The following is a 25,217-nucleotide window of genomic DNA, read 5'->3' as shown; positions in this document are numbered from 1 at the left end:
CGTGACACTGGAATTATTCTATCATCTGGCAAAGCGGGAGACATTCAGCAAGACGCCCATCCCTGTAAGAATTAAAGTCAACGAAGACCCCCCATAACTCAGGAAAGGCAGCGTAATCCCGGTAACGGGGAACATGCCTGTTACAACTCCTACATTAATGATGACCTGAATGGCAATCATACCGACAATGCCGACCGCAAGCAAGCTTCCAAACTGGTCAGGAGCTGTAATGGCCACTCGCATGCCTCTCCATAAAATCAGCAAGAATAGCATGAGCACCAGTGATCCGCCGATAAAGCCCAGTTCTTCAGCCAAAATAGAAAATATAAAATCATTATATGGTTCGGGCAAGTAATGGAATTTTTGTCTGCTCATTCCGAGTCCGAGTCCCATAATTCCTCCCGGACCAATAGCATAAAGCGATTGAATGAGCTGGTAACCTGAACCTAGCGGATCCTGCCAAGGATCAATAAAAGCTGTAATCCGCTTAATGCGGTAAGGTGCGGCTAAGATAAGTCCAACAAACCCGCCCACGCCCAAGAGAGCCAAGCCCATCAAGTGCTGGATTCGACAACCCGCCACAAAAATCATGAGTACTGCCGTCCCCATTAATACCGTTCCGGTTCCCAAGTCCGGTTGAAGCATAATAAGAGCAAACGCCAGTCCGGGAATACCCAGAGCAGGAACTAGTCCCTTTCGAAAGGTGACAATATTCTTTTGGTTTTCTGACAGCCATTTAGCAAGAAAGACGACCATTCCCAGCTTGGTAAATTCGGCTGGCTGAATCCCAAAAGCACCGATTCCCAACCAACTTTTCGCTCCATTCACCGTATTCCCAATAATCAAAACTAATACCAGCAAGCCGAAACAGACATACAGCCCAACCTTAGCCCACTTCTTCCAAATCCAGTAATCCATGTTCATCATAAAAAACATGGCTACAATTCCAAGCAGCGCGAAGATCAGCTGCCTTTTCGTAAAGAAGAATGGATCTCCCATGCGAATAGCCACCACCGCGCTGGAACTGTAAACCATGACGACACCGATGCACAATAGAATAAGGGTAGAAATAATAATAATAAAATCTGGAGTTGATCTTGCCTTTGCCACAGCGGCCACCTCTACATCGTCTTATTAGCCGTACATTGAGGCAAGCAATGGGAAAAGGCAATACATACCCGAGAGCAGCCCTAAGGCTTGCCTCCATCAATGCAGGCTTGTTTTAAGCTTATGCACAGACTCCTTAAAAATGCTTCCCCTTTCCTCGAAGGAACTGTACATGTCCCAGCTGGCACATGCGGGAGAAAGCAAGACAATGTCACCGGACTCTGCCATTAAGCTAGCCTGTTTAACGGCTTCCTTAACATTATCGACGGGAGAGAGCAGCTTCAGTCCTGCATCCTTTCCTATGTTTATGAACTTTTCCTTGGTTTGCCCATAAGCAACGATTCCTTTAACCCTTTGTGCAATAGCAGGAATTAACTCGGAAAAATCAAACCCTCGATCCAATCCCCCAGCAATGAGCACAATCGGAGACTTAAAGGATTCAAGTGCTTTGAGTGTCGCTTCAGCATTAGTTGCTTTAGAATTATTATAATATTTGACTCCGTTAATCTCTGTGACAAATTCCAGACGATGCTCTACCCCTTTGAAACCGATCAAGACCTTTTGTATAATGTCTGTTTCAATACCTAGAGACTTGGCAATAAGGGCAGCAGCGAGAGCATTCTCCAGATTGTGGGCGCCCGGTATGCCAATCTGGCTGACCTTCACAATTTCCTCTTCCTGCCTGTTCGCGCCGCGGTAGTATACAGCATCATTCTTGACGAAGCATCCCTGGTCTACCTTTGTTTGCCTGCTAAACCAAAGCTTGCGGCATTGAACTCGTTGTGCCACTTCCTTGCATCCGGGATTATCCGCATTAAATATTGCGATATCCTGGTCCTTCATATTGACGAAGAGCTTTTCTTTAGAGCTTATGTAGTCTTCCCATGTCTGGTGATAGTCCAAATGAGCGGGAGTAACATTCAGCAGGCAGCCAATGGCTGGACGAAAGTGAACCGTACCTTTTAACTGAAAACTACTAAGCTCGGCCACAATAATCTGATCAGGCCGAGCTGTTTCTGTTTTTTCACATAATACAGTACCAATATTCCCTGCAACGATGGGACTTTTCCCTGCTTCTTCTAGAATTTTGCCTACAAGGGTAGTGGTCGTTGTTTTCCCATTTGAACCTGTAATCCCAATCATTGGGGCTGTACCCCAATCGTAGGCGAGTTCAATTTCCGTAATGACAGGAATCTTTAGCTGCTCAGCCGCCTGAACGGGTGGACTAGAATAGGGAATCCCCGGATTTTTAACGATCAGATCCACTCCAGGATGGATCAAGCCCTCAGGGTGATGTCCGGCAATGACTTGTATGCCCATTGCCCGTAGCTCCTCAATCCCATTAAGCTCGGCTTCCGGCTTCTGATCGTTCACAATCACATTCGCTCCTCGGGCAGCCAATTGCTTGGCAACTGCCAAGCCACTTTTGGCCAATCCTAAAACAATGATATGTTTTTCTTTTAACCATTCTCTATCATAATGTTTATTCATCAGTTCAACACCTCTATATATACGGCTAAACCAGCAAACAGCAGGCCAATAATCCAAAAAGTAACGACAACCCTCCACTCCGACCAGCCACCTAGCTCAAAATGGTGGTGAAGCGGGCTCATTCGAAAGATTCGCTTTCCCCTCGTTTTAAAGGAAATAACCTGAATCATGACCGATAGGGTTTCAAGTACAAAGACCCCGCCAATTATAGCGAGCAAGAGTTCCGTTTTGGTTAGGATGGATACGGCAGCAAGTGCTCCTCCCAAGGCGAGGGAACCGGTATCCCCCATAAATACCTTAGCTGGGTGCGAATTGTAGACCAAAAACCCTAAAACAGCCCCTACTACGGCAGCGCAAAAAATAGCTACATTCATTTGGCTAGACATCCAAGCGATAATAGCATAGGCACTAAAGGCAATCGCGCTCGTTCCAGCCAATAGACCGTCCAAGCCATCTGTCAGATTCACGCCATTGGAGGCTCCTACGGTAATGAAGATAAGGAATGGCAAATACATCCAGCCAAGATCCACTCCCCAGGACGTACCGGGAATATAGACTTTAGTATCAAAATTATATTGCATTAATACATAGTAAAGGATCACGGCAATAGCCAACTGCCCAAATAGCTTTTGCTTTGCGGTAAGCCCTAAATTCCGCTTAAAGGAGATCTTGATAAAGTCATCCAAGAAACCAATCAATCCGTATCCAAGGGTTAGGAACATCAATAAGAAAAGCTCCATGGAAGAATTAGCGAATTTAAAAACAGTAATTGATAAGGCCACAAGAATTATGATTCCTCCCATTGTGGGAGTGCCTGCTTTTTTTTGATGAGATTTTGGTCCTTCCTCTCGAATGCTCTGCCCAAACTTAAGTCTTCTTAAGAAAGGGATGAAAAGGGGGCCTAATAGTACGGCAATGAGAAAAGCTGCTGCTATGGCAAATAATAAGACGCGTATCGGCATCCCCCAGCCTCCTTCCACCTCGATACAATCTTTTCTATGTTACTTCATTCCTTTTCGAATGGCAAATGACGCCACTTTACGATCATCGAAGTCCAATACTTGGCCCTTGATAATCTGGTACGTTTCATGACCCTTTCCCGCTATAACAATGCAATCCCCGCTGTTTGCTAAGGCAATACTGCGCTCGATAGCCTGCTTGCGGTCAATGATGCATTCATACTTTCCTGTTGCTTCCTTCTTCAATTCTCGAACCATGTCATCCAGGATGGCTTGCGGATCTTCGGATCGCGGATTATCCGACGTAAATATAGTACAGTCCGCATTCTCGGATGCAATTTGGGCCATGATGGGACGCTTTATCTTGTCTCGGTCACCGCCGCAGCCGACCACACAGTATAATTTCCCCTTTGTAAACTCTCGGGCCGTCGCCAAGACATTTTCCAGACTATCAGGCGTATGGGCATAGTCAACGATAACGGCATAGTCCTGTCCCTCATCAACTGCCTCAAATCGGCCAGGAACGCCAGCCATTCGTTCAATGCTTGCCTTGATCTGCGGGAGCGATACCCCTTCCATCAAGCATGCTGCCGTTGCTGCCAATACATTATACACACTGAACTTCCCCATCATCTTCATTTCGATTTCGGCTGAACCTTGGAAGGTTTGCAGCGTGAAGGCGGTCCCCCCTGAACCAATCGAAATATTCAGCGCCTGAACATCAGCATCCTGGTCTATGCCGTATGTAATCACTTGAGCCGCTGTCATCTTCCGATAAACTGCAGTACTGGGATCATCAATGTTCAAAACAGCAAACTTCTGCTGTTTACCATTATAAGTATTCCCTAGCTGAGAAAAAAGAAGGGATTTCGCATGCCTATAGTTTTCCATCGTTCGATGATAATCGAGGTGATCTTGGGTCAAATTGGTAAATATCCCGGTTTTAAAATCGCATCCCCAGACTCTCCCCATCTCGAGGGCATGCGAGGATACTTCAATGCAGGCATGAGTCGCTCCCTTTTCTAGCATAATCGCAAACATTCTTTGCAGCTCTAAGGCGTCAGGTGTCGTATTTTTCACCTCTTCAGCGTAATCCCCCATGCGCATTTGAATGGTTCCAATAATGCCTGTGGAGTGCCCTGCATCATTTAAGATTTGTTCAACTAAGTGGGTAACCGTTGTTTTTCCGTTTGTCCCCGTTACGCCAAGCAAACGGAGACTGCTTGTCGGATGCCCGTAAAACTGAGCGGCAAGTATAGCTAATGCTCGTGTGGTATCCGAAACCCGAATGCATACCTGCGGGATGTCCATATCCTCTTCCACCAGATAGGCAGCAGCGCCCTTCTCTTGAGCCTGTTGGATAAAGTCATGCCCGTCTACGGTAAAGCCTCGCAGAGCCACAAATAAATTCCCTGGCTTTACCTTTCTTGAATCCGTTGCAATTCCTGTAATCTCCATATCCAATTCCCCTTTAGCTTGAAAGAACGCTAAAGGGGATAGAAGTTCACTTAGCTTCATGCCTTCACCCCCTGAAAATCACAAATACGAGTACCATTTTAATTCTCTTTGCTCTTTTTGTCACCTAGATAAATGCGAATCGTTTTCCCTTCCTCAATCTGCGTCCCCGGTTCCGGCGATTGATAGGTGACTACATCTCCATTTCCTTCCACTTCAAGAGGAATAGCGTAATATTGGGACTGCAGGCGATTCTTTTCCATACCGACTAAGTTCGGAACTTCAATCAGCTTTTTGTCCGGGTACATGTATTCCTTAGGCATTTGGTTTTGTCGTTTAGGTACATTTAAGGAGCGCAAAGCGGAGTCTAAAATGTTACGGACAATTGGCGCCGCGATGGTCCCCCCGAACTGCCTGACCCCTTTAGGGTTATCTACTGCAGTATACACGACAATCTGAGGATCATCGGCGGGGGCAATGCCGATGAACGAAACGATGTGCTTGCTCTTGGAATAAACGCCGTTTTCTACCTTCTGTGCTGTACCTGTCTTTCCTCCTACGCGGTATCCGTCGATATAGGCGTTTCGTCCCGTACCATTCGCTACCACAGATTCTAGCGCATAACGAACCTTGGCTGAGGTTTCCGGCGAGATGACTTGGTCCACTACGTCAGGTTCAATTTTAGCAACCACATCATCGGTTACGGGATGGTGCCATTCTTTTGCCAAATGCGGCTTGATGAGCTTTCCGCCGTTAATCGCTGCGGATACGGCAGCCACTTGCTGAATCGGAGTGACCGATACCCCTTGGCCAAACGCTGTTGTAGCCAGCTCAACCGGCCCCACTCGACTCATTTTAAACATAACCCCGTTTTCTTCTCCAATCAAATCAATTCCTGTTTTTTTTCCGAAACCGAACTTTCCGATATAATCAAAGAGAGTTTCTTTTCCAAGCCTTTGGCCTAAAGCTACAAATCCCGGGTTGCACGAGTTTTCAACGACCTGCAGGAAGGTTTGGTCACCGTGGCCCCCTGGCTTCCAGCATCGCAAACGGGCACCCGCTACATTGACGCTTCCCGGATCGCTGAACCGTTCCTTATCTAAGTCCACTTTTCCTTCTTCCAAGGCTGCGGCCAATGTGATGATCTTAAACGTTGATCCGGGCTCATAGGTTTTCCATATGGGCAAATTTCGATTGTATGTTTCAGAGGGATATTCACGAAACAATTCTGGATGATAATTGGGCCGGCTAGCCATGCCTAGTATTTCCCCGGTTTTAGGGTCCATTGCAATGACCAAAGCATCATCCGGATCATATAAGGCAAAGGCCTGATCAAGCTCCCTTTCAATGATGGCCTGGACTTTTGCGTCGATGGTGAGGTACAAGTTAAGCCCGTCCTTTGGCGGGGTGAATTTCTGGGTGTCTCCAGGCATTTTTTCCCCCTTGGCCGTGGCGTCATATTTAATTGCCCCTCTTTCGCCGCTTAGCATCTCATCATAAACTTTCTCAATCCCTGCAAGCCCCTGATTATCTATCCCTGTAAACCCGAGGATATGCGAGGCAAAGGCACCCAAAGGATAATACCGCTTGCTGTCTTCCGCAATATGGATTCCAGGCAGATTCAACTCACGAATTTGCTTTGCCGTTTCTTCTGAAATCTTTCTTCCTCCCGGTACCCGGACAATGGAAGCCCGTTTCGAAATCTGCTTGTAAATCTCTTGCTCATTCCCTTTTAATATTCGTGCCAATTCCTTGGCTGTGCCTGGTTTGTCCTTCACCTGAATAGGGATGGCCATAACGGACGGAACACTTATATTATAGGCCAGCGCCTCTCCGTTGCGATCGTAGATCATCCCCCGTTTGGCCTCAAAAGGAATATTTCTAGTCCATAATTCTTCGGCGTTTTTTGTCAGCCATGGGCCTTTAATGACTTGAACGTAACCTAGCCGCACAACTAAAAGACAATAGAGAAAAACCCCTATCAGCAGCGCAATAAAAATGCGCCTTCGTACGGTAACATTGGAAACTCTCACCCTTCAACCCCCGTTTCCCAGTATTTCTTCGTCCATAACTTGTCTCCCTAAACCCTATTCAAAAAAGAAGAGAGATAGAACGCTTGACACGTCCTATCTCCCCATTTAGTTCATAAAGTTTGTAGATGAAGATCTCTCCTCTTGCTGAGACTGTTCTTCACCTTCTGTTTCTTGCGTGCCCTTTTCTTCGGTATTGCCTTCCGCTTCAGGCAGCTCATCTAATTCAGATGGCGAATTCGGCTTTAATTGAATCTTCAGCGTTTCTCCTTGAGCAGTCACTGTGCCTGGCGGGATGCTTTGATTCGTAACGTACCCTTTTCCTTCAGGATCCACTTTCAACCCTAAGATGTTACAAAACTCAAGAACCTCCCGAAGCGTCATCCCAGTAAACTCTGGCATTTGGATTTCCTCTAAATTATCCGTAATGAGATAAACCTTACTCTCCGGCATGATCGTTTGCCCTGATTCCGGATATTGCCTTACCACTTTCGTTCCGGCTCCTAATACTTCACCATTTAACCCTGCGTCTCTAAGCAGCTGCGCTGCCACCGTAGGAGTTTGCTCAACCAAGTGCGGAATAATCAAGTCTTTCGCTTTGCTTACCGCAATCGGCTGTTTATTCGCATCGGGGGAAACCTTCTTGTATTGCAAGCTGTTTTGCATCACATGCTTAAAGATCGGAGAGGCCACATCCCGCCCTCCAAAGTTCGCATCAGGGATCTCAGGCTGATCCACAACAACGTAAACAAGGAATTCCGGATCATCCTTCGGAGCGAAGCCAATGAAGGAATAAATATATTTGTTGGATAAATAACTGCCGTCCTGGCCTACGACTTGCGCTGTACCCGTCTTTCCTGCGACATGGTAACCATCAAGGTAGTAATATCGCCCTGTTCCATCCGTTACAACGGTTTCCAGGATGTCGCGGACTTGTTTCGCCGTGTTTTCCGACACTACTCGCCGAACTACTTCTTTCTCATGCTTTTGTATGACTTGGCCGGTTTGAGAGTCCCGAATTTCCTTAATAATGTAAGGTTTAAGGAGCTCGCCTCCATTGGCGATCGCTGAAACGGCTGCAACCTGTTGAATGGATGTTACAACCACCCCTTGCCCAAACGTCATAGAAGCCACGTCCCGGGGATATAAGCGATTTAAATCCTTCAGGTCAGCGGCAGCTTCTCCGGGTAGTCCGATGCCCGTTTTCTGTCCAAAGCCAAATTTCTCAAGATAATCATAAAACTTATCTTTTCCTAACCGCTCATAGCCAAGGATAGTAAACAGCACGTTACTTGATTCTTGCACCCCACGTAGAAAGCTGATGGTACCCCATCCCTTACCGGCATTATGGTCACGGATAGGCGGCCCGGGAATCTTGCGGTATGTCCCGGATAAATAAGTTTCATTATTGCGATAAGCCTTTTCTTCAATGGCTGCAGCCAAGGTCACGATTTTAAAGGTAGACCCAGGCTCGAAGGTACTGCTGATGGCAAAATTCGTCCAATTGGTGATATTCTTGTATTCATTCGGATTAAATTGCGGACGGTTTGCCATCGCTAAGATTTCCCCCGTTTTGGGGTCCGCAACGATGACAGAAATTCCTTTGGTCTTATATTGCTGCGTAATCTTATTTAACGCGTCTTCCACATAATTCTGAATCTGATAATCTATCGTCAGGTAGATGTTATTTCCGTTTTGTGCTGGCTTGAAGCTTTCAATCCCGTCTGGCAGTTTAAACCCCTTCCGGTCCTTTAGCACTTTATAGGAGCCTTCCTTCCCCTGAAGCTCTTCATCAAACAGTCTCTCAATCCCCATGATGGCTTTCCCGTCTAAATCCGTATAACCGACAACATGCGAAGCAAAAGCATCATTTGGATAGTATCGCTTCGTTTCTGGATAAAGGATTATTCCCGGAAGATTAAGCTCAAGGACTTGTTTGGCTTTATCTTCATCAATTTTCCAACCGCCTGGACGAAGCTCCACCTGGGTTCTCTCTGACTCTCGTCCTTCTTCTATTAGTTTAACGATCCTTTCCGTCGACATTCCTAATAGGGGAGCTAGTTTTTGTCCCGTTTCTAGCGAGTTTTGAATATAGTGCTTATCCGAGTTATCCCAAGGCTTCAGTTTCGCTATAACGGTATAGGCTTTTGAAGTATACGCCAAAACCTCACCATTTCGATCATAGATGGTCCCGCGTTTAGGATGCAGCGTATCGTTTCGCTCCCACTGGGCTTGCGCATTCTCTACCCATAAGTCCGCTTTGACCGTTTGAATATAAAACAGCCGAAACATTAACAAAAAAAATAAGAGAGTAAAAGCTACTCCCAAGAACCGCGTGCGAAGCTTAATCCTTCTTTCTGTCATGGTTCTCCCCTCCGCAATTTGCTCGTTAGTGGGACAAAACCCGCACTGTGCTATTTTTTGTTGTCATCCCCAGCTCTTTTTGTGCGATATCCAATATTCTTTCCCGCTTGCTTAATTCATCCACCTTAAGCTTCAGACTCGAATTCTGTTCTTGGGTTTGAATTGCGGCTTCCTTCGTTTTTTCGATTTCGTAATTATATTGGGAGATCAACGCATATCTCGAGAGGATAAACCCAGAAATACAAACAATGACGATAACGCTTAAGAGATACAGCAGCTTCTCTTCCAATGGAATGCCGTAACGTACCGTTACTTTTGCAGCCTGCTTGGGTTCCCTTACCTTTTGTTGCACTCTTTCCTGGTTTAGCTGAACAGCCAAATTTCCGTAGTGGTTCCTGCTCAAGTTTATCCCCCTCTTAGTCTCATTTATTATAGCTTCTCAGCAATTCGCAACTTGGCTGAACGAGATCTGTTGTTTTCTGATAATTCCAGCTCTCCGGGTAAGATTGGCTTTCTATTTTCAATTCGGATCGTTGGTTGATTTCCGCAAACACATTGCGGGAAATCGGGCGGGCACGTACAGCCCCCGCTATATTCCTGAAACACTTGCTTGCAGATGCGGTCTTCTAAAGAGTGGAAGGTAATGACACTAACCCTTCCGCCAGGGCGAAGAATGCGAATCGCATCATGAAGAGCTTCCTTAAAAGCATTCAATTCATCGTTCACAGCAATTCTTATCGCTTGAAAGGTACGTTTCGCGGGATGTCCCCCCGTTCTCCGTGCAGGGGCTGGAATCCCTTTTTTTATGAGCTCAACGAGCTCCCCTGTAGTCTCAATAGGCTGGGTCTGTCTTGCTTTGACGATTTCACGGGCAATCTGTCTGGAGAACTTCTCTTCCCCATACTGATAAATGATGTGTGCAAGTTCCTTCTCATCCCATTCATTGACAACATGCTTTGCCGTTAATTCTTGACTTGTATCCATCCTCATATCCAGCGGGGCATCGGCGTGATAACTAAATCCTCGCTCTCCTTCATCCAGTTGAGGAGATGAAACACCCAGGTCAAAAAGTACGCCATCGACCTGCGGATGCCCTGCTTCTTGTACGACTTGAGCGATTCTTCGAAAATTGCTTTTCACCAAAATGACCTTCTGTCCATAAGAACCAAGGCGTAACCGGGCATTATCTAAAGCCCAATCATCCTGGTCAATAGCAATTAGCCTTCCTTCATCGGATAACTGGGCCGCAATCTTCTCGCTATGCCCTGCTCCTCCTAAGGTACAATCCACATATACTCCATTAGGCTGAACACGCAGCCCTGCCACTGCTTCTTCTTTCATTACCGTGACGTGGTGGAACATTTTATCACCTCATTTACAAATCAAAGTCTACAATTTTTTCTGCAAGCTCATTGAAGGATTCTGCAGACTCCTCAAAATAGGTTTCCCACAGCTCACGGCTCCATATTTCTACCCGATTGGAAACGCCAAGGACAATGCAATCCTTATCCAAATGGGCGTGTTGCCGTAAAGATCCTGGTATATTTACCCTTCCCTGCTTATCTAGTTCGCATTCAGTGGCACCCGAAAAGAAAAATCGCGTAAAGGCTCGGGCATCAGAACGGGTAAAGGGAAGTGATTTAAGCTTTGCCTCCAGCAGCTTCCATTCATCCATGGCGTAAACGAATAAACATTTATCCAGTCCACGGGTCATGACAAACTTTTCGCCCAGCGCTTCTCGAAACTTCGCAGGAATTGTAATTCTCCCCTTTTCATCGATGTTGTGCTGGTATTCCCCCATGAACATGTTTATTCACCCCACTTCTCCCCACAAATCCCCCACTTTACACCACTTTGTCCCACTCTGTTGTAGTATTCGCGAAAGCAAAAAAAAATTCCTGCTAACCGGCAGGAATTTTTTTCACACGGCCTATACCTATTCTTTTATTCTTCCGCCCAGCTATCCAGGTAATCTTTTTGCTCCTTTGTCAGCTGATCAATTGAAATTCCCAATGCTTCCAGCTTATAACGAGCAACCTGTTCATCCAATTCATAAGGAACATTGACAACTTGCTTCCCTAACTCTTTATAATTCTCATTAACATAAGCTAAAGATACCGCCTGCAAAGCAAACGTCATGTCCATAATCTCTGCCGGATGGCCATCGCCTGCAGCTAAATTGACTAATCTTCCCTCGGCTAGAAGATAAATTTTTCTTCCATCCTTTAATTGATACTCCTCGATATCTTTTCGCACTACTCGCTTTGATACTGATAAGGCTTCAAGCTCTACCTTATTGATCTCCACATCAAAGTGTCCCGCATTGGAGAGGATCGCTCCCTCTTTCATCACTTCGATATGCTCCCCGCGAATGACGTCTCTGTTCCCTGTAACGGTGACAAAGTAGTCTCCAACCTTCGCTGCCTCTGCCATCGGCATGACCTCAAAGCCATCCATATAGGCTTCTACCGCTTTTATGGCATCGATTTCCGTCACGACCACTTTTGCCCCTAATCCTTTTGCTCTTAGAGCCACACCTCGGCCGCACCATCCATAACCGACAACCACCACAGTCTTCCCTGCAACAACCAAATTGGTTGTTCGATTAATCCCATCCCACACGGATTGTCCAGTTCCGTAGCGATTATCAAATAGGTATTTGCAGAAAGCATCGTTAACAGCAACCATCGGGAATTTCAATTCCCCGGATTTCTCAAGAGCCTTCAGGCGCAGGATGCCAGTTGTTGTTTCTTCCGCTCCGCCGCGCACCTGTCCGGCCAAATCCTGCCTCTCACTATGAAGGATAGTTACTAGATCCCCTCCATCATCGATAATGAGATCCGGTTTGGTTTCTAAAGTTTTAATGAGATGAGACTTATACTCTTCAGGGGCTGGGTTGTATTTCGCAAACACCTGAATGCCATCTTCAACCAGAGCCGCACACACATCATCCTGGGTAGACAAGGGGTTGCTTCCGGTGATGGTAACCTCAGCTCCGCCAGCCTGAACCACTTTAGCAAGGTAAGCCGTTTTTGCTTCCAAGTGAAGGGAGATCGCAACTTTTAAACCGGCAAACGGCTTTTCCTGTTCAAACTTTTCTCGAATGCGATTTAATACCGGCATATGCTCTTTCACCCAATCGATCTTCAAATGACCGTTAGGGGCAAGCGACATATCCTTGACGATACTTTCTTTTTTCGTTGTACTCATTTATGTTCCTCCTATTAGGGTTTATATGTAAATAAGGATATGCACGGGTTTAAACGATATATGCTGATTCATAAGATCTCGGATGAAGTTTTGACCATATTTGTTAAGATAACCAAAAACATTATAAACTCTTTCTTGCGGTTTTTCCATCGGATACAAGGCTTGGCGAATTTGCTCCCAATGCTTTAGGCTAGACTGGTGTCGAATTTCGATGGCTTCTTCCGTCTTTCTCTGCAAAAACTCAACATGGGACATGATTCTCTTCCAATTCGCTTCCCCTAGATTCCTTACTCCAGGCTCATTTTGAATCAGCTGATCCAAGAAAGGCATATAGACTTCTTGCAAGCCGATTTTGAGATCCTTAAAGCTTTGCTGCCAATCCACCGATATTTGCTCTGCGATCCAAACTTTTCGTTTTTCCTCCCAGTACTCATAAACATCTTTTAAAGTTAATTGGAAAGATTCCATATGCTTTTGAACATCTCTCTCCATTATAGTAAAAGACATCCGCGGGAAAACGATTGGCATTTGCATATTCATCTTCTCAAAAGCGGGTTTCAACTGCGCCCAGTAAGCGATCTCCCCGGGCCCCCCAACAAAAGCCAATACAGGGAAAAGCCATTCCTGCATGATGGGCCGGCTGACCACATTAGCACTAAAGGAGCATGGGCTGTCATCAAGAAGGCGCAATAGCTCTTCCGGCTCATATAATTTCCCGCCGTTTTTCGCCTGGAAGCAGCCTCCTTTCCTCACCATCAATTGACGCTCTCCTTCCTCGTAAACAAAGAAGTGAGCCAGTTCTTCTTGAATGTTCAATTGAGAATGAAACCCTCGGGAAAGCAGGCGTTCCTGCACCTGAGCAAGCTCCTTGCTTATGTCATTCTTAATAAAGGAGGCAAACACAGGCTTTTCCAACTCTCTGACAAAAGGATCTGCGGAATCTACCAACACAAGCCCATATTCTCCGAATAACCAAGCCATAATCTTGGCAAAGAAATCATTCATTTTGCTTACGGAATTAGAGACTTCCAGAAGCTTCTCTTTTAGGTTCGATTGGTATGTACTGTCTGGTAATCGCGAAAAAAAGTCATGAATCATCTTTTCGAAACTATCGCTGCCAATGGACAAATGAGCTATAGACGCCCTTTGAGGCGCGCTAAATTCGAGTTGAAGCTTTTCAACTGCTTCTTCCCAAGCCGAAACATAGACATGGTTTACTTCATCATAGTCATGATCCTCACTAGCAATCCAGAATACAGGAACTACCGGCTTTCCTGTCTCTTGTTCTTGCTGTTTAGCCAGCTTAATCAGCGTGATCGCCTTGTATATCACATATAACGGTCCTGTTAACACACCCGCTTGTTGTCCCCCAATGACAACAAATGAATCTTCCTGTTTCAGCTTTTCTATATTCAGCATGACCGCTTGGTGATTTTCCAAGGAGAGATTGTAGACCCGCAAGCCTTCTGCCAACTGTTCCCGATGAGGCAGAGGGTGCTGAAACAACCATTCCCTTCGGCTTTTCCAGGACGAAGCCCGATAAGGGTCATGCACGAAAAAATCTTGCACTTGATCAAAGGCGGAAACATAATCTTCGACTATGCGGCTTCCAAAGAAAGCCTTCGTTTCCTCCAACAGCAAAGGGATCCCTCCTCCACCATGAGTATTTCCAAATGATACAAATTTCATTTTAACATATTTTCAAGGAACCACCACCCGAACATCCACTCCCTAACACATTTGCTTTAGATGAAAATGGAGCAACGCAAAAAAGCCTTGCATCCCCAACCCAAAGATACAAGGCTTCCGCTATTATTTATGAATACTTCGAAGGAGTTACCGACCAAATGTAGGTGACTGGCCGATCCGTATTGTTTATGGCAGAATGGGCTAAGGTGCTGTCTAAGAACAAACTGTCGCCTTCATGCAAGACGAGTTCTTCTTCCCCAATCCTAAGGAAAAGTTCTCCCCTTGTGACTACTAGACACTGTTCCCCTTCACGGTTTAAAAAATGGTCCTTCATCATTTCCCCAGGATTTAAGACAATCTCCAGCATTCTCAGCTTCGTATTATCTGTATGCCCCAAAACATAGCAAGTTCCCGTAGTGCCGGGAAACAGGATTTGGTTTCGCTCTTCCTTGCGAACAACATGCACCTGAGTATGGGCAACGTCCTCAAAAAAATGAACAATAGAGGTATCTAAAGCTTTCGTAATCTTCCAGAGCGTTTCTAATGAGGGCTGTGAAATCCCCCTTTCCACTTGGCTGAGCAAACCTTTAGACAGTCCCGTACTTTGAGATAAGTCCTCCAGCGTTTGGGCCTGCTTCTTCCGAAGACTCCTAATTTTTCCCCCAATCCTTTCAATCGGTAGCTTCATGGCTCCCCCACTCCCCTAAACTATCATACACATCGAATTTTTTTCTGCTCTTGCTTAATTTCCACACCTGGGGGTTTCATCCCTGCTCCTCATTGTGAACATTCTGAGAACATTAAGCTTGACGTGTAGGGATCTTTACGTAAGGTCCAGAAAGTAATTGATGCTAGAGTAAAATAAGAAAAAGTAAGCCACTGTAAAAATAACGAAGGCCAATCGCCATACCGCACGAAGCATCTTGAGAGGGTCGATCTTGCCTTTCACTTTGTGCTGAAGCCAAGCAATGAGTCCCGCGGTACAAAGAAAAAAAGCAAGAATCCACCAAAAAGCGGATATTGAATCTTCCGTCTTAATGAGTCCGTGCATGAAGAATACCGCTGTAATAAGAAAGAAGGTTGTCACATTCGCAGCCAAATTTAAGGACTCTTTTTTGCTTTTTTTCTTCCATAAAGAAAACAGAAAATATACCGCAACAAAAGCGGCAAATGGAATGAATACTGGTACGGTCACAATTCCAGCCAATAGTTTTGAAATGACTTCCATCAGCCGCTCCCCCTTATCACTTTTGCTGTTTCGCTTGAATTAAACGGACGATCAGAGAATGATAGAACACGCTGCTCCCGTGCTTCTCAGCTATTCTTTCAATCGCACCATTAATATACTGAATCTCTGTGATCCGGCCTGCCTCTATATCCTGTAGCATAGATGATTTATTTCCATAAGTATTTCTACAAACTGTGACAATTTCCTGCATAAATTGGGAGTCTATTTTTATATCTTCTAATACTGCCGTCCTTTTTGCTTCCTCGAAAAGCATCGTCATGGCATCAAGAGTATATTGAGATTCCAGCAATTCTCCATTTTTAATACCAAGCAGTGCTGTCAATGGGTTAATACACGCATTAATGACTAGTTTTTTCCACACTCGTTCTCGGATATTATCTTCTGGAATGATTTGAAGATCAGTTCTTTCAAACAAACCCAGCAACTCTTCAACCTTTGGGTCGGCAGAAACAGGAGCCTTCCACTTTCCGATCCAAGTTGCCCCATGGCCAGTATGGCGAACAGAGGTGAAGCCTTCCTTACAGGAACCTTCCGTCGTTACTGCAAAATAAGCAGGAATCTCTGGCAATTCCTCCATCACTGCCTCTTCGTGGCCTATTCCGTTTTGAAAACAAAGCAGGGAAAAAGAGCGTTCCCCTAATCTATGTAGATAAGTGATAGCAGACTCGATTTGAGGCTGCTTTACGGTCAAGAACACCCAATCAAAAGGGATTGTCTCTTCAATATGGATAGCATGGACTTTTAGGTTTTCCATTGATCCATCCAATCTGCTATAGGTTAGTCCGTTTGAACGAATGCTTTCAGCTTGAAGCCTCTGGCGGCAGATAACCACCGGTTCCTTTCCAGCCATCTTGAGCTGAGCCGCCAAATGCAATCCGATCGAACCACCGCCAAGAATCCCGATTTTCATAGTTACACCCCGCTAATCGTTACTTTCCGCTAAACAAAAAAGGGCCGGCCCTCAAGCAGGGACAGCCCCTCTCCCATTATACCGGATAAACCGGATGCTTTCGATGGGAGAAAATCATGTTTTTACTTTCATAAGCTTTAAATCGATGGATCAGCTCTTGCCGAAGCATAGATCCGCTTACAATACCATCTATGATCAACTCGGAAGCCAGTCGGTAGACATCGATATCCTCTTGGTATTCTTTGCGCTTCTGCATAATGAAATCCTGGCGTTCCTTCGGATCTTCAATGGCATTGATCTTATTGCTGTATACTGCGTTTACCGCAGCCTCAGGTCCCATGACTGCAATTTGGGCTGTAGGCAAAGCCAGGCAGCAATCCGGCTCAAACGCAGGTCCAGCCATAGCATATAATCCTGCTCCGTAGGCTTTCCTTACAATAACAGAAATTTTAGGAACAGTGGCTTGCGCCATAGCAGAGATCATCTTAGCTCCATGACGAATAATGCCTGCCCGCTCCACCTTTGTTCCGATCATAAATCCAGGAACATCGGCTAGGAACAGCAGCGGGATAGAATACGCGTCGCAAAGCTGCATAAACTTTGCGGATTTATCGGCGGAATCCACAAATAAAACTCCGCCTTTTACCCGCGGCTGATTGGCGATAATGCCTACCACCCTGCCATCGATGCGCGCTAAACATGTGATAAGCTCGGCAGCAAATAATTTCTTAATTTCATAGAAAGAACCTTCATCTATAATGGAATGAATGAATTCATACATATCAAATGGAGCGTTTTGATTCACGGGTACAATGTCTTCTGGGCTCCTTGCATCCGACTTGACCGGTTTTGATTCGCTAATAGGTGGCTTTTGAGCAAAGTTGGCAGGAAAATAAGAAAGGTATTGACGCGCAGAAGAGATCGCTTCCTCTTCACTAGCAGCCAGTACATCGCCACATCCGCTGACCGTACAATGCATGCGGGCTCCGCCCATTTCTTCTAGCGTTACTTTTTCCCCTATGACCATTTCTGCCATCCGCGGCGAGCCTAGATACATGCTTGCATTTTTATCTACCATAATGACGATATCACAAAAAGCAGGAATGTAGGCCCCTCCAGCGGCAGAAGGCCCGAACAAAATACAAACCTGCGGGATCATGCCGGAAAATTTCACTTGGTTGTAAAATATCCTTCCCGCTCCACGGCGTCCAGGGAACATTTCAATCTGATCCGTAATTCTTGCTCCAGCAGAGTCCACCAGATACACCATAGGAACGCGAAGTTTCTCGGCGGTCTCTTGAATGCGGATAATTTTTTCTACCGTCCGTGCTCCCCATGACCCGGCCTTTACCGTTGAATCGTTGGCCATCACGCAAACGGTTTGCCCATTTACTTTGCCTATTGCCGTCACTACACCGTCTGCTGGAAGATCGCCAGCCAAAAAATTGGCCATTAATCCGTCTTCGAGCTGAAACTCGCCCTTATCAAAAAACAGATTCAACCGGTCACGGACAAACAGTTTATTTTGTTCTTTTAGCTTTTCGTGATATTTATCGTCTCCGCCCTTTTCTACCTGCGCGATTCTTTCCTTTAAAATGTCATTTAGCGTTTTCGCCGAATCCAATGTACTCATCCGTTCCTCCCCCTTCATGTGTCTGTGAAGCTCTAACTTTCTTTCATTGCGCCAGAGAAGCAGCCAGAACCTTGGAAGGAAGCTTCCTGCCCAGGCGCTCCTGCATGAAAGAGCCGGCCTTCACCAGCTTTTCCAGATCAATCCCCGTGGAAAGCCCCATTCCCTCCAACATATATACCAAGTCTTCTGTAGAAATATTCCCTGAAGCTCCTGGAGCATAGGGACATCCCCCAAGCCCGCCTATCGAACTATCAAAGGTACGGAGTCCCGCCTCCAATGAGGCGTATACATTGGCCAAGCCCGTACCTCTCGTATCATGGAAATGCCCAGCAAGCCGTTCCGTTGGAAAATGCTGAATAAGTATTTCCAGCTTTTCTTTTACTTGCTTTGGTGTAGCTACACCAATCGTGTCCCCAAGGGACACTTCATAAACTCCCATGCTCAAGAGTTCCCCAGTGACTCTAATAACCGATTCAATGGAGACCTCCCCCTCATAGGGACAGCCAAAAACGGTAGAAACATAGCCGCGTACCTTCATCCCTTTAGCTCCGGCTTTTTCCACGACTTCTTGCAGGATAGGAAATGTTTCCCCAATGGGCTTATTGATGTTTTTTTGATTATGCGTTTCACTGGCAGACATAAAAACAGCGATCTCCCTCAGCCCTGCCTCCGCTGCTCCCCCTAACCCCTTGATATTTGGTACCAAAGCGCTGTAGTGAACCCGTTCTGCCTGAGGGAGGCGGCTAGCTACTTCCTTCGCATCGGCCAGCTGCGGGATCCACTTCGGATGGACAAAAGAGGTTGCTTCGATATGGGAAACTCCCGCTTGAGCTAATAGGGAAATCAATTGAACCTTGTCTTCTGTTGAAATGAATTCTTGTTCATTCTGTAGGCCGTCTCTCGGTCCAACTTCAAAAATTTTAATGGGTTCCATTACAACCCCCCTTTTCTCTGCAAATAAATAAGCAAGAATTACTCCAACACGAGAATGACGTCTCCCTCGTTTACAAAATCCCCCACATTCACTTTTACTTCCGTCACTTTCCCGTCCTGCTCCGAAGCGATGGGCACTTCCATCTTCATAGACTCAAGAACAATCACGTCCTGACCGGCAGAGACCTGATCTCCTGCTGCCACCAATACATTAATAATAGTCCCTGCCATGCTAGCTGCTACTTCTTTCATTTTTTACCTTCCCCTTTTCGTAAGATTATTTCAGATAAGTTTGGACAAATGTCGTATCGTAGTCCCCTTTTTGAAATCTCTCATGCTCAAGCACCTGTTTCAGCATGGGAACATTGGTTTTAATCCCTTCTATTTTTATTCCTTGAAGGACATTCAGTGCACGATCAATCGCTTCATCCCTTGTTTTTCCGCTTAAAATCACTTTGGCTATCATCGGGTCATAGTACGGAGTAATATCAGACCCAGCTTCCACGCCATCATCAATGCGCAGGTTTGCTACAGAAGGCATTTCGTAAGCAAGGATCTTTCCAGGTGAAGGAAGGAATGTCTTCGGATCCTCAGCGTATACTCTCAATTCTATAGCATGAGCTTTCGCCTTTATCTCCTCCTGCTTAGCGGGCAAAGGCTTTCCTTCTGCAATATCTATTTGCATACCGACCAAATCGATTCCGGTAATCTCTTCTGTTACGGGGTGCTCCACCTGTAAGCGGGTATTCATCTCCAAAAAGTAAAAGGATCTGTCTTTACCCATGATAAATTCGACCGTTCCTACTCCCGTATAACAAACCGCTTGAGCCGCCCGGATTGCGGCTTGGCAAACCGCTTCTCTTGTCGCTTCATCAAGGAATGGAGAAGGGCTTTCTTCAATGACCTTCTGATGACGCCTCTGCACGGAGCACTCTCTTTCTAGCAGGTGAATGACACCCCCATGCGCATCCCCGGCAATTTGTACTTCAATATGGTGAGGGTGTTCAATATATTTCTCAATAAACATGGCATCGCTTCCAAAATAGGCTTTAGCGCGTCCTCGTGCCGATTGGAAAGCCTTTTTAATATCCTCATCGCTATAGCATAGCTGCATGCCAATGCCGCCGCCTCCAGCACTTGCCTTCAGCATAACGGGGTAACCAACCTGAGTCGCTATCTTGCAGGCTTCTTCGGCAGAGTCGATGTTCCCGCTGTATCCTGGAACGACCGGAACTCCTGCTTTTTCCATAATCTTTCTTGCTTCAATCTTATCGCCCATGGATTTGATAACGTTTGGACTTGGTCCCAAAAATATAATTCCTTCTTCTTCGCAGCGTTGGGCGAATACACTGTTTTCCGATAGTAATCCGTAGCCGGGATGAATGGCTTGAGCCCCTGTCTGTTTAGCTGCCTTTATAACCTCTTCCATTTTCAGATAGCTCTGGGCAACAGGAGGCGGTCCGATGAGCAAGCGCTCATCCGCTTCCCGCACAAAAGGCATGTCGCGATCCGCTTCTGAAAAAACAGCTACTGTTGCTATTCCCCTATCTTTGCATGTACGGATCACTCGCCTAGCAATCTCCCCACGATTAGCGATTAATATTTTTTGAATGATCATTCACTCACCCCAAAACCAAGAAAATTTTTCTAATTAATTATACTTCTACAAGGTTTTATAAAATTCCTTTTCAGACTTTACGTTTTTTTAAAAATATTTTGCAGTTGGATAAATTCAGGAAGACCCTTCTCCTATCCAAAGAATATGACAAAGGTAGCCGCTCTGACATAAAAAAAAAAGGGAATGGCTCAGCGCATTCCCTTGGTTAAGTATCGACACGTTCTAGGTTTCCATTAGCATCCATCTTGAATTTAGGCTTTAAATCCAGATCTTCATTTTCCGTAAGAAGTGCCATCTTCCGAGCCCGGTCCATGATCTGAATGAGTGTGCGGTAATCTTCGTTTACCACTTGATAATCGCTTTGCACATGGTTAAGCTGTTTGCTCATTTTATGGTTTTCTTCTCGAAGATGAAGAAGCTCTGCATCCTTTTCCTCAATTTCTTTCTCCAATTGCTTGACTCTCTTACTTAAATCCTTTTGATTCTTTATGAAACGGATGACGGCATCATATGACAGTTCGTCTTCTAAACTGGCATATACAGGAGTAGAAGGGGTGCTAGAAACAACCTGACTAGCCGTAGACGAAGACATCGCGCTTTCCTCAAGCCCTGTGGCAACGGGTACAGACGGCTTCAATCTTTGCGACTGCTTCCGCTGCTTGCGTTGAGCCTTAGCAATTTGGATAGCCGCTTCATACTTTTTTCTCACAAAACTATTCCATCGAAAACCACATGCCGCTGCCGTGCGTCCTAGCTTCTCTCCTACTTCTTCAAACGCTCCCAGCTGAGTGCCGCCCTCGCGAATATGTCTCAGGGTCACCTCCGCCAGCAACAAATCATCATCAGGCGTCCAAGCATCTTGTCTAGCTGCTGTCATTTTTGAATCCCTCCGTTTTGATTGGTCGTAATTTATTCTATGCAGGTAATAGAGTTCATAGAATGATTTTTCTAGTAGAACAGTATGTCCAATCAAAACGGAGTTTAAACCTAATTTCCCCTCGATTTATTCAAGAAAGAATTAACCACAGCTACATGCTCATCCGATCCCCACATCTCCGCACATCTATCAATTTCCCTTTCAATGCTTTCTTCAAGATCCAGCCCCTCATCCAACCCATGAACCATTTTCATATAGGCTTCAATGCCCTTCAAAGGCTGTTTTGCAATCCTTTCGGCAAAAGCAATCGTTTGCTCCTGCAGGCTATTGTGCTCAAACACTTTATCTACGAAGCCGATCTCCATAGCTTGACTAGCATTTATTACGTCTCCGGTCAACAAAAGAGCCAGTGCTCGATTGCGGCCGATCTTCCTAACCAGGCGACTGCCCGATCCCCAGCCTGTTGTAATATGCATGCCGATCTGAACAAAACCCATCACGGCCCGATCACTTGAAAATCGGAAATCACAAGCCGTTGCCAATTCGCATCCCCCACCTATCGCGGCACCATTAATCATAGCGATGGTAGGCTTGTTCAGTTTTTCTATTTTGCTTAATAATTTGCCTACCCTTGCTAGTACAGGAAGGGCTTTTTCCTTTCCCCTAACCGATAGGAATTGCTCTAAATCTCCCCCGGAAACAAACGCCTGAGCCCCGCTGCCCGTGAATATGATGACCTTCACCTCCGGATTCGCAGCTAGCTGATCAAGCAATTGATCCAGCTCTTCCGCCATCTCGAAACTGATCGCATTTCTCACTTGGGGACGATCGAAAAAGACGAGGGCGATTTGATTCTCTAGCACTATTTTCAAGGTACTCTCTATCATCCTTGTCTACCTGCCTTTTCCTAGTTATGTTTTATCTACCCTTTACTTTATTCGTTCGTTCCTGCATAGTAAATAATTGAACGCAGTTTTCAAAGAATACTTTAGCCAGTATAAGAAACGGGGAATAAAAATGGAAAAGCAGAAGAACCGACTGCTCATCGTTGACAGCATGGCCCTCCTGTTTCGTGGATTCTATGCCACTTATGGATTCGGTCCGGTCATGCAAACGAAGAGTGGGCTCTACACGAATGCAATTTATCAATATATTAAATATTTCATGGATGCGGTAAAGAAATTTCAGCCCACGCACATCATTTGCGCAACAGATATGGGAAAAGCTACCTTCCGGAATGAACTGTACCCTTTGTATAAAGCGAACAGAGGAGAACCCCCTCTCGAGCTTCTTCCTCAGTTTGATTTGGTTAAAGAAGTCGTAGACAGCTTTGATATCCCTTTTGTTGGCCTAAGCGGATACGAGGCTGATGACATCATGGGGACATTTGCGAAAAAATATGCTAATGAGGATACCCACGTTTACATTCTCACGGGAGATGGCGATACCCTTCAGCTTTTAGATGAGAACACCTCTATTATTATGATGAAAAAAGGCTTCGGCAATTATGATGTTATCACTCTATCTGACCTAAAGGATAGGAAAGGGCTTGAGCACCCAAGCCAAATTATTGAATTAAAGGGATTAATGGGAGATCCATCCGATAACATCCCGGGGTGTCCGAACGTCGGCCCCAAAACTGCTGAAAAGCTGCTGCTTGCCTACCGTACCATCGACGGAGTATTTGCCGCCATTCACGAGGTCTCCGGTAAACTTCAGCAGCGACTGCTAGAAAACAAAGATCAAATCTACCTGTCTCGGGAGTTAGCTGCCATTAATACCCTAGTACCCTTAGACTGCGTATGGAATTCGTGCCATTGCAATTTTGACCAAGACAAAATTAAGGACATGTTTGAACGATTTGAATTTAATAGCCTTATGAAGCTATTGGCTTGAGACAAAAAAATAGAGGGCTGCCTTTAACCATCGTGCGCTGGTTAAAGGCAGCCCTCTTTCGGCTTATGCAAGCAATTCTTCCATAGCATTGCGATTGTACCCAATAATTAATCTTTCCCCATCCACAAGAATAGGGCGGCGCAATAGACGCGGTTCATCGTGAAGCATCTCAAGAAGCTGGGATACAGTCATATCATCGATCTCGATATCTAGCTCCTTAAACTTCCTGCTTCTAGTGGATAAGATATCATCTAGTCCATTATGCGTCATTTTGATAATTTCCAGAAGCTCTTCCTTCGTAGGCGGCTCGCGGAAAAGATGCCTCTCCTCATAAGCGATCCCGTTCTTCTTCAAAAACGATTTCGCCTTCCGACAGGAGGTACAGCTAGGGTATGTATAAAACTTAACAGCTCCATTCATCTCCAATTCACCTCGTTATCCCAGCTTCAGATCTCCCAAAGTACTTTCTATATAAAAGTATATTACTTAATTTATTACTATGTCAATAGTGTTTAATATCCGCGTCAATGGTCCCTTCTTTAAATACCGTATTTATCTTTAAAAACATTGACAAAGTAATGACAAGTACTATTTGCTATCTGTTCTTATATACTGGTTATGTTATGATAAGTTTAAACTGAGCAACTCTTTTGCTACGTTTTTTCACTAAACATCAAAGGGGGATTCGCCCGTGGAAAACGAAACGCTGAAGCTTACGAGTGTCTTGGCCGACCCCACTCGTTTTTCTATTTATCAATACGTAGTATCCAGCCACCGTCAGGTGACCGTCCAAGAAATTGCAGACCATTTTGATATACATCCGAACGTGGCCAGACTTCACTTGACCAAGTTGGAGGATGTCAACCTGCTGACCTCCTGCTCTGAAAAGACTGGAAAAGGCGGTAGACCAAGCCGTCTTTACTCCATTTCTGAACAAGTGGTGAATCTTCAGTTTCCGCCGCGCGATTATCAGCTGCTTGCAGAGATTGCAATCGATACGCTTGTTTCTTTAGGGGAACCTGGACAAAAGGCTCTTCGCGAGATGGGCCGCCGCTTCGGTCAAGAAGCCGCCAAGAGAGCCATAGAAAGCGAACGGATTCATCCGGATGCGGATTCGGAAGTCAAGCTAGACTATATTCGTCGACTGATCTATGCCCAAGGATTAAACCCTGAAATTGAGCAGTTGGATGAACAAACAATCAAGTTTCGTATCTATAATTGCACGTTTAAGGAAGCAGCCAAGAAAATGCCCGATAGCATCTGTCAAATGCATCAAACGTTCCTGCGAGGAATTTTTGAGACCTTCTTTGGAGATATTACATTAATAGAAGAGAATTCCATTATGGGCGGGTGCCGTACGTGTGATTACACCGTACTAAAACTGCCAAATTAAAGGAAAACATATTAGGTTGTTCATAATTCAGACAAAACCTTTTCGATTTACATCCCTTGTGTTCTCCTTTATAATGGTACTGGTATTATCATGGACTTATACAAAAAAAGGAGGGAAATCAAATGGATCGCATGTATCGCGTTTTAGGCTTCTGGACCCTAATGTTTGGGCTCATGTCTATGTGGGCTGGCTTAACAACTGCGGCGCTGATTTTCTTTGCTCAAACAGCCTTGTTTGTGGCCTTGAGCTATCTTAACCTTTCCGAAAGATCGTACATGCTGCTGTTTGCGGCTTATATGGTTTTTTCTTTCATCGGATTCTTTTATTACGCCTTCTTTATGATGCCGCTTGGCGGAGAACATCACGCTATGGCTTCGCTTGTGCTTTAACCCAATAGGAAACT

24 protein-coding genes are annotated in these 25,217 nt (G+C 45.4%); 3 read left to right on the top strand and 21 right to left on the bottom strand.

Features of this window, described 5'->3' with window-relative positions; translation table 11 throughout:
* Positions 1 to 21: 21 nt before the first annotated feature.
* From spoVE to ABLT31_RS01385, 20 genes are all read right to left on the bottom strand, one after another.
* Positions 22 to 1,110, bottom strand: coding sequence for a stage V sporulation protein E (spoVE, locus tag ABLT31_RS01480; RefSeq protein ID WP_367747954.1), 1,089 nt, complete (start codon positions 1,108 to 1,110; stop codon positions 22 to 24).
* Between the two features lie 96 nt (positions 1,111 to 1,206).
* Positions 1,207 to 2,598 (bottom strand): UDP-N-acetylmuramoyl-L-alanine--D-glutamate ligase, encoded by a 1,392-nt coding sequence (murD, locus tag ABLT31_RS01475; protein WP_367747951.1) that lies wholly within the window; start codon positions 2,596 to 2,598, stop codon positions 1,207 to 1,209.
* Complete coding sequence (mraY, locus tag ABLT31_RS01470) at positions 2,598 to 3,560, bottom strand: phospho-N-acetylmuramoyl-pentapeptide-transferase (RefSeq protein ID WP_367747949.1); 963 nt, start codon at positions 3,558 to 3,560, stop codon at positions 2,598 to 2,600. Before mraY ends, murD begins: the two co-directional genes overlap by 1 nt.
* Positions 3,561 to 3,599: 39 nt before the next feature.
* Positions 3,600 to 5,075, bottom strand: coding sequence for a UDP-N-acetylmuramoyl-L-alanyl-D-glutamate--2,6-diaminopimelate ligase (locus ABLT31_RS01465; RefSeq protein ID WP_367747946.1), 1,476 nt, complete (start codon positions 5,073 to 5,075; stop codon positions 3,600 to 3,602).
* A gap of 38 nt (positions 5,076 to 5,113) precedes the next feature.
* Positions 5,114 to 7,045 carry a stage V sporulation protein D gene (locus tag ABLT31_RS01460; protein WP_367747943.1) on the bottom strand — a complete coding sequence of 644 codons (1,932 nt, stop codon included), beginning with the start codon at positions 7,043 to 7,045 and terminating at the stop codon, positions 5,114 to 5,116.
* Between the two features lie 105 nt (positions 7,046 to 7,150).
* Complete coding sequence (locus ABLT31_RS01455; RefSeq protein WP_367747940.1) at positions 7,151 to 9,406, bottom strand: penicillin-binding transpeptidase domain-containing protein; 2,256 nt, start codon at positions 9,404 to 9,406, stop codon at positions 7,151 to 7,153.
* A gap of 25 nt (positions 9,407 to 9,431) precedes the next feature.
* On the bottom strand, positions 9,432 to 9,809 hold the full coding sequence (gene ftsL, locus ABLT31_RS01450) for a cell division protein FtsL (RefSeq protein ID WP_367747937.1): 378 nt from the start codon (positions 9,807 to 9,809) through the stop codon (positions 9,432 to 9,434).
* Positions 9,810 to 9,835: 26 nt separating this feature from the next.
* A complete protein-coding gene (gene rsmH / locus ABLT31_RS01445; protein WP_367747934.1) occupies positions 9,836 to 10,768 on the bottom strand; it encodes a 16S rRNA (cytosine(1402)-N(4))-methyltransferase RsmH in 933 nt (310 codons plus the stop codon).
* 13 nt (positions 10,769 to 10,781) lie between these two features.
* Positions 10,782 to 11,213, bottom strand: coding sequence for a division/cell wall cluster transcriptional repressor MraZ (gene mraZ, locus ABLT31_RS01440; RefSeq protein WP_367747931.1), 432 nt, complete (start codon positions 11,211 to 11,213; stop codon positions 10,782 to 10,784).
* A gap of 137 nt (positions 11,214 to 11,350) precedes the next feature.
* On the bottom strand, positions 11,351 to 12,616 hold the full coding sequence (locus tag ABLT31_RS01435) for an adenosylhomocysteinase (protein WP_367747928.1): 1,266 nt from the start codon (positions 12,614 to 12,616) through the stop codon (positions 11,351 to 11,353).
* A gap of 21 nt (positions 12,617 to 12,637) precedes the next feature.
* Positions 12,638 to 14,257 (bottom strand): bacillithiol biosynthesis cysteine-adding enzyme BshC, encoded by a 1,620-nt coding sequence (bshC, locus tag ABLT31_RS01430; RefSeq protein WP_367747925.1) that lies wholly within the window; start codon positions 14,255 to 14,257, stop codon positions 12,638 to 12,640.
* A 175-nt stretch (positions 14,258 to 14,432) separates the two neighbouring features.
* A complete protein-coding gene (locus ABLT31_RS01425; RefSeq protein ID WP_367747922.1) occupies positions 14,433 to 14,993 on the bottom strand; it encodes a helix-turn-helix domain-containing protein in 561 nt (186 codons plus the stop codon).
* Positions 14,994 to 15,128: 135 nt separating this feature from the next.
* Positions 15,129 to 15,533 (bottom strand): DUF3397 family protein, encoded by a 405-nt coding sequence (locus ABLT31_RS01420; RefSeq protein WP_367747919.1) that lies wholly within the window; start codon positions 15,531 to 15,533, stop codon positions 15,129 to 15,131.
* Positions 15,534 to 15,549: 16 nt separating this feature from the next.
* Positions 15,550 to 16,464, bottom strand: a complete 915-nt coding sequence (locus ABLT31_RS01415) for a ketopantoate reductase family protein (protein WP_367747916.1) — start codon at positions 16,462 to 16,464, stop codon at positions 15,550 to 15,552.
* Positions 16,465 to 16,540: 76 nt separating this feature from the next.
* The gene (locus tag ABLT31_RS01410; RefSeq protein ID WP_367747913.1) at positions 16,541 to 18,097 is read right to left on the bottom strand and encodes an acyl-CoA carboxylase subunit beta; all 1,557 of its coding nucleotides are present in this window, start codon (positions 18,095 to 18,097) and stop codon (positions 16,541 to 16,543) included.
* Between the two features lie 43 nt (positions 18,098 to 18,140).
* The gene (locus tag ABLT31_RS01405; RefSeq protein WP_367747910.1) at positions 18,141 to 19,031 is read right to left on the bottom strand and encodes a hydroxymethylglutaryl-CoA lyase; all 891 of its coding nucleotides are present in this window, start codon (positions 19,029 to 19,031) and stop codon (positions 18,141 to 18,143) included.
* Positions 19,032 to 19,069: 38 nt separating this feature from the next.
* Positions 19,070 to 19,282, bottom strand: coding sequence for an acetyl-CoA carboxylase biotin carboxyl carrier protein subunit (locus tag ABLT31_RS01400; RefSeq protein WP_367747907.1), 213 nt, complete (start codon positions 19,280 to 19,282; stop codon positions 19,070 to 19,072).
* 25 nt (positions 19,283 to 19,307) lie between these two features.
* Positions 19,308 to 20,642 (bottom strand): acetyl-CoA carboxylase biotin carboxylase subunit, encoded by a 1,335-nt coding sequence (locus tag ABLT31_RS01395; protein ID WP_367749333.1) that lies wholly within the window; start codon positions 20,640 to 20,642, stop codon positions 19,308 to 19,310.
* A 211-nt stretch (positions 20,643 to 20,853) separates the two neighbouring features.
* Complete coding sequence (locus ABLT31_RS01390; protein WP_367747904.1) at positions 20,854 to 21,525, bottom strand: RsfA family transcriptional regulator; 672 nt, start codon at positions 21,523 to 21,525, stop codon at positions 20,854 to 20,856.
* Positions 21,526 to 21,635: 110 nt separating this feature from the next.
* Positions 21,636 to 22,388, bottom strand: a complete 753-nt coding sequence (locus tag ABLT31_RS01385) for an enoyl-CoA hydratase/isomerase family protein (RefSeq protein WP_367749332.1) — start codon at positions 22,386 to 22,388, stop codon at positions 21,636 to 21,638.
* 154 nt (positions 22,389 to 22,542) lie between these two features.
* Between ABLT31_RS01385 and ABLT31_RS01380 the strand changes: the two genes are divergently transcribed.
* Entirely contained in the window at positions 22,543 to 23,421 is an 879-nt protein-coding gene (locus ABLT31_RS01380; protein ID WP_367747901.1) for a 5'-3' exonuclease, read from the top strand.
* A gap of 63 nt (positions 23,422 to 23,484) precedes the next feature.
* Here the strand turns inward: ABLT31_RS01380 and ABLT31_RS01375 are convergent, their stop codons facing one another.
* The gene (locus tag ABLT31_RS01375; RefSeq protein ID WP_367747898.1) at positions 23,485 to 23,841 is read right to left on the bottom strand and encodes a Spx/MgsR family RNA polymerase-binding regulatory protein; all 357 of its coding nucleotides are present in this window, start codon (positions 23,839 to 23,841) and stop codon (positions 23,485 to 23,487) included.
* 271 nt (positions 23,842 to 24,112) lie between these two features.
* Here ABLT31_RS01375 and ABLT31_RS01370 point away from each other — a divergent pair, with 271 nt between their 5' ends.
* The gene (locus tag ABLT31_RS01370; RefSeq protein WP_367747895.1) at positions 24,113 to 24,814 is read left to right on the top strand and encodes a helix-turn-helix transcriptional regulator; all 702 of its coding nucleotides are present in this window, start codon (positions 24,113 to 24,115) and stop codon (positions 24,812 to 24,814) included.
* 122 nt (positions 24,815 to 24,936) lie between these two features.
* Positions 24,937 to 25,203 carry a DUF2626 family protein gene (locus ABLT31_RS01365; protein ID WP_367747892.1) on the top strand — a complete coding sequence of 89 codons (267 nt, stop codon included), beginning with the start codon at positions 24,937 to 24,939 and terminating at the stop codon, positions 25,201 to 25,203.
* Positions 25,204 to 25,217: the final 14 nt, after the last annotated feature.

Source organism: Ammoniphilus soli (genome assembly GCF_040813775.1).
Note: the sequence above shows the minus strand (reverse complement) of the source record. Positions and strands in the feature narration are given on the sequence as shown.

What these genes read in the sequence shown, in the direction of transcription:
- ABLT31_RS01415 (WP_367747916.1), bottom strand. Translation starts at nt 16,464, where the DNA reads ATGAAAATCGGGATTCTTGGCGGTGGTTCGATCGGATTGCATTTGGCG.
- ABLT31_RS01380 (WP_367747901.1), top strand. Translation starts at nt 22,543, where the DNA reads ATGGAAAAGCAGAAGAACCGACTGCTCATCGTTGACAGCATGGCCCTC.
- ABLT31_RS01435 (WP_367747928.1), bottom strand. Translation starts at nt 12,616, where the DNA reads ATGAGTACAACGAAAAAAGAAAGTATCGTCAAGGATATGTCGCTTGCC.
- mraY (WP_367747949.1), bottom strand. Translation starts at nt 3,560, where the DNA reads ATGCCGATACGCGTCTTATTATTTGCCATAGCAGCAGCTTTTCTCATT.
- ABLT31_RS01420 (WP_367747919.1), bottom strand. Translation starts at nt 15,533, where the DNA reads ATGGAAGTCATTTCAAAACTATTGGCTGGAATTGTGACCGTACCAGTA.
- ABLT31_RS01410 (WP_367747913.1), bottom strand. Translation starts at nt 18,097, where the DNA reads ATGAGTACATTGGATTCGGCGAAAACGCTAAATGACATTTTAAAGGAA.
- ABLT31_RS01375 (WP_367747898.1), bottom strand. Translation starts at nt 23,841, where the DNA reads ATGAATGGAGCTGTTAAGTTTTATACATACCCTAGCTGTACCTCCTGT.
- ABLT31_RS01390 (WP_367747904.1), bottom strand. Translation starts at nt 21,525, where the DNA reads ATGACAGCAGCTAGACAAGATGCTTGGACGCCTGATGATGATTTGTTG.
- ABLT31_RS01400 (WP_367747907.1), bottom strand. Translation starts at nt 19,282, where the DNA reads ATGAAAGAAGTAGCAGCTAGCATGGCAGGGACTATTATTAATGTATTG.
- murD (WP_367747951.1), bottom strand. Translation starts at nt 2,598, where the DNA reads ATGAATAAACATTATGATAGAGAATGGTTAAAAGAAAAACATATCATT.
- ABLT31_RS01465 (WP_367747946.1), bottom strand. Translation starts at nt 5,075, where the DNA reads ATGAAGCTAAGTGAACTTCTATCCCCTTTAGCGTTCTTTCAAGCTAAA.
- ABLT31_RS01365 (WP_367747892.1), top strand. Translation starts at nt 24,937, where the DNA reads ATGGATCGCATGTATCGCGTTTTAGGCTTCTGGACCCTAATGTTTGGG.
- mraZ (WP_367747931.1), bottom strand. Translation starts at nt 11,213, where the DNA reads ATGTTCATGGGGGAATACCAGCACAACATCGATGAAAAGGGGAGAATT.
- ABLT31_RS01455 (WP_367747940.1), bottom strand. Translation starts at nt 9,406, where the DNA reads ATGACAGAAAGAAGGATTAAGCTTCGCACGCGGTTCTTGGGAGTAGCT.
- ABLT31_RS01405 (WP_367747910.1), bottom strand. Translation starts at nt 19,031, where the DNA reads ATGGAACCCATTAAAATTTTTGAAGTTGGACCGAGAGACGGCCTACAG.
- rsmH (WP_367747934.1), bottom strand. Translation starts at nt 10,768, where the DNA reads ATGTTCCACCACGTCACGGTAATGAAAGAAGAAGCAGTGGCAGGGCTG.
- ABLT31_RS01425 (WP_367747922.1), bottom strand. Translation starts at nt 14,993, where the DNA reads ATGAAGCTACCGATTGAAAGGATTGGGGGAAAAATTAGGAGTCTTCGG.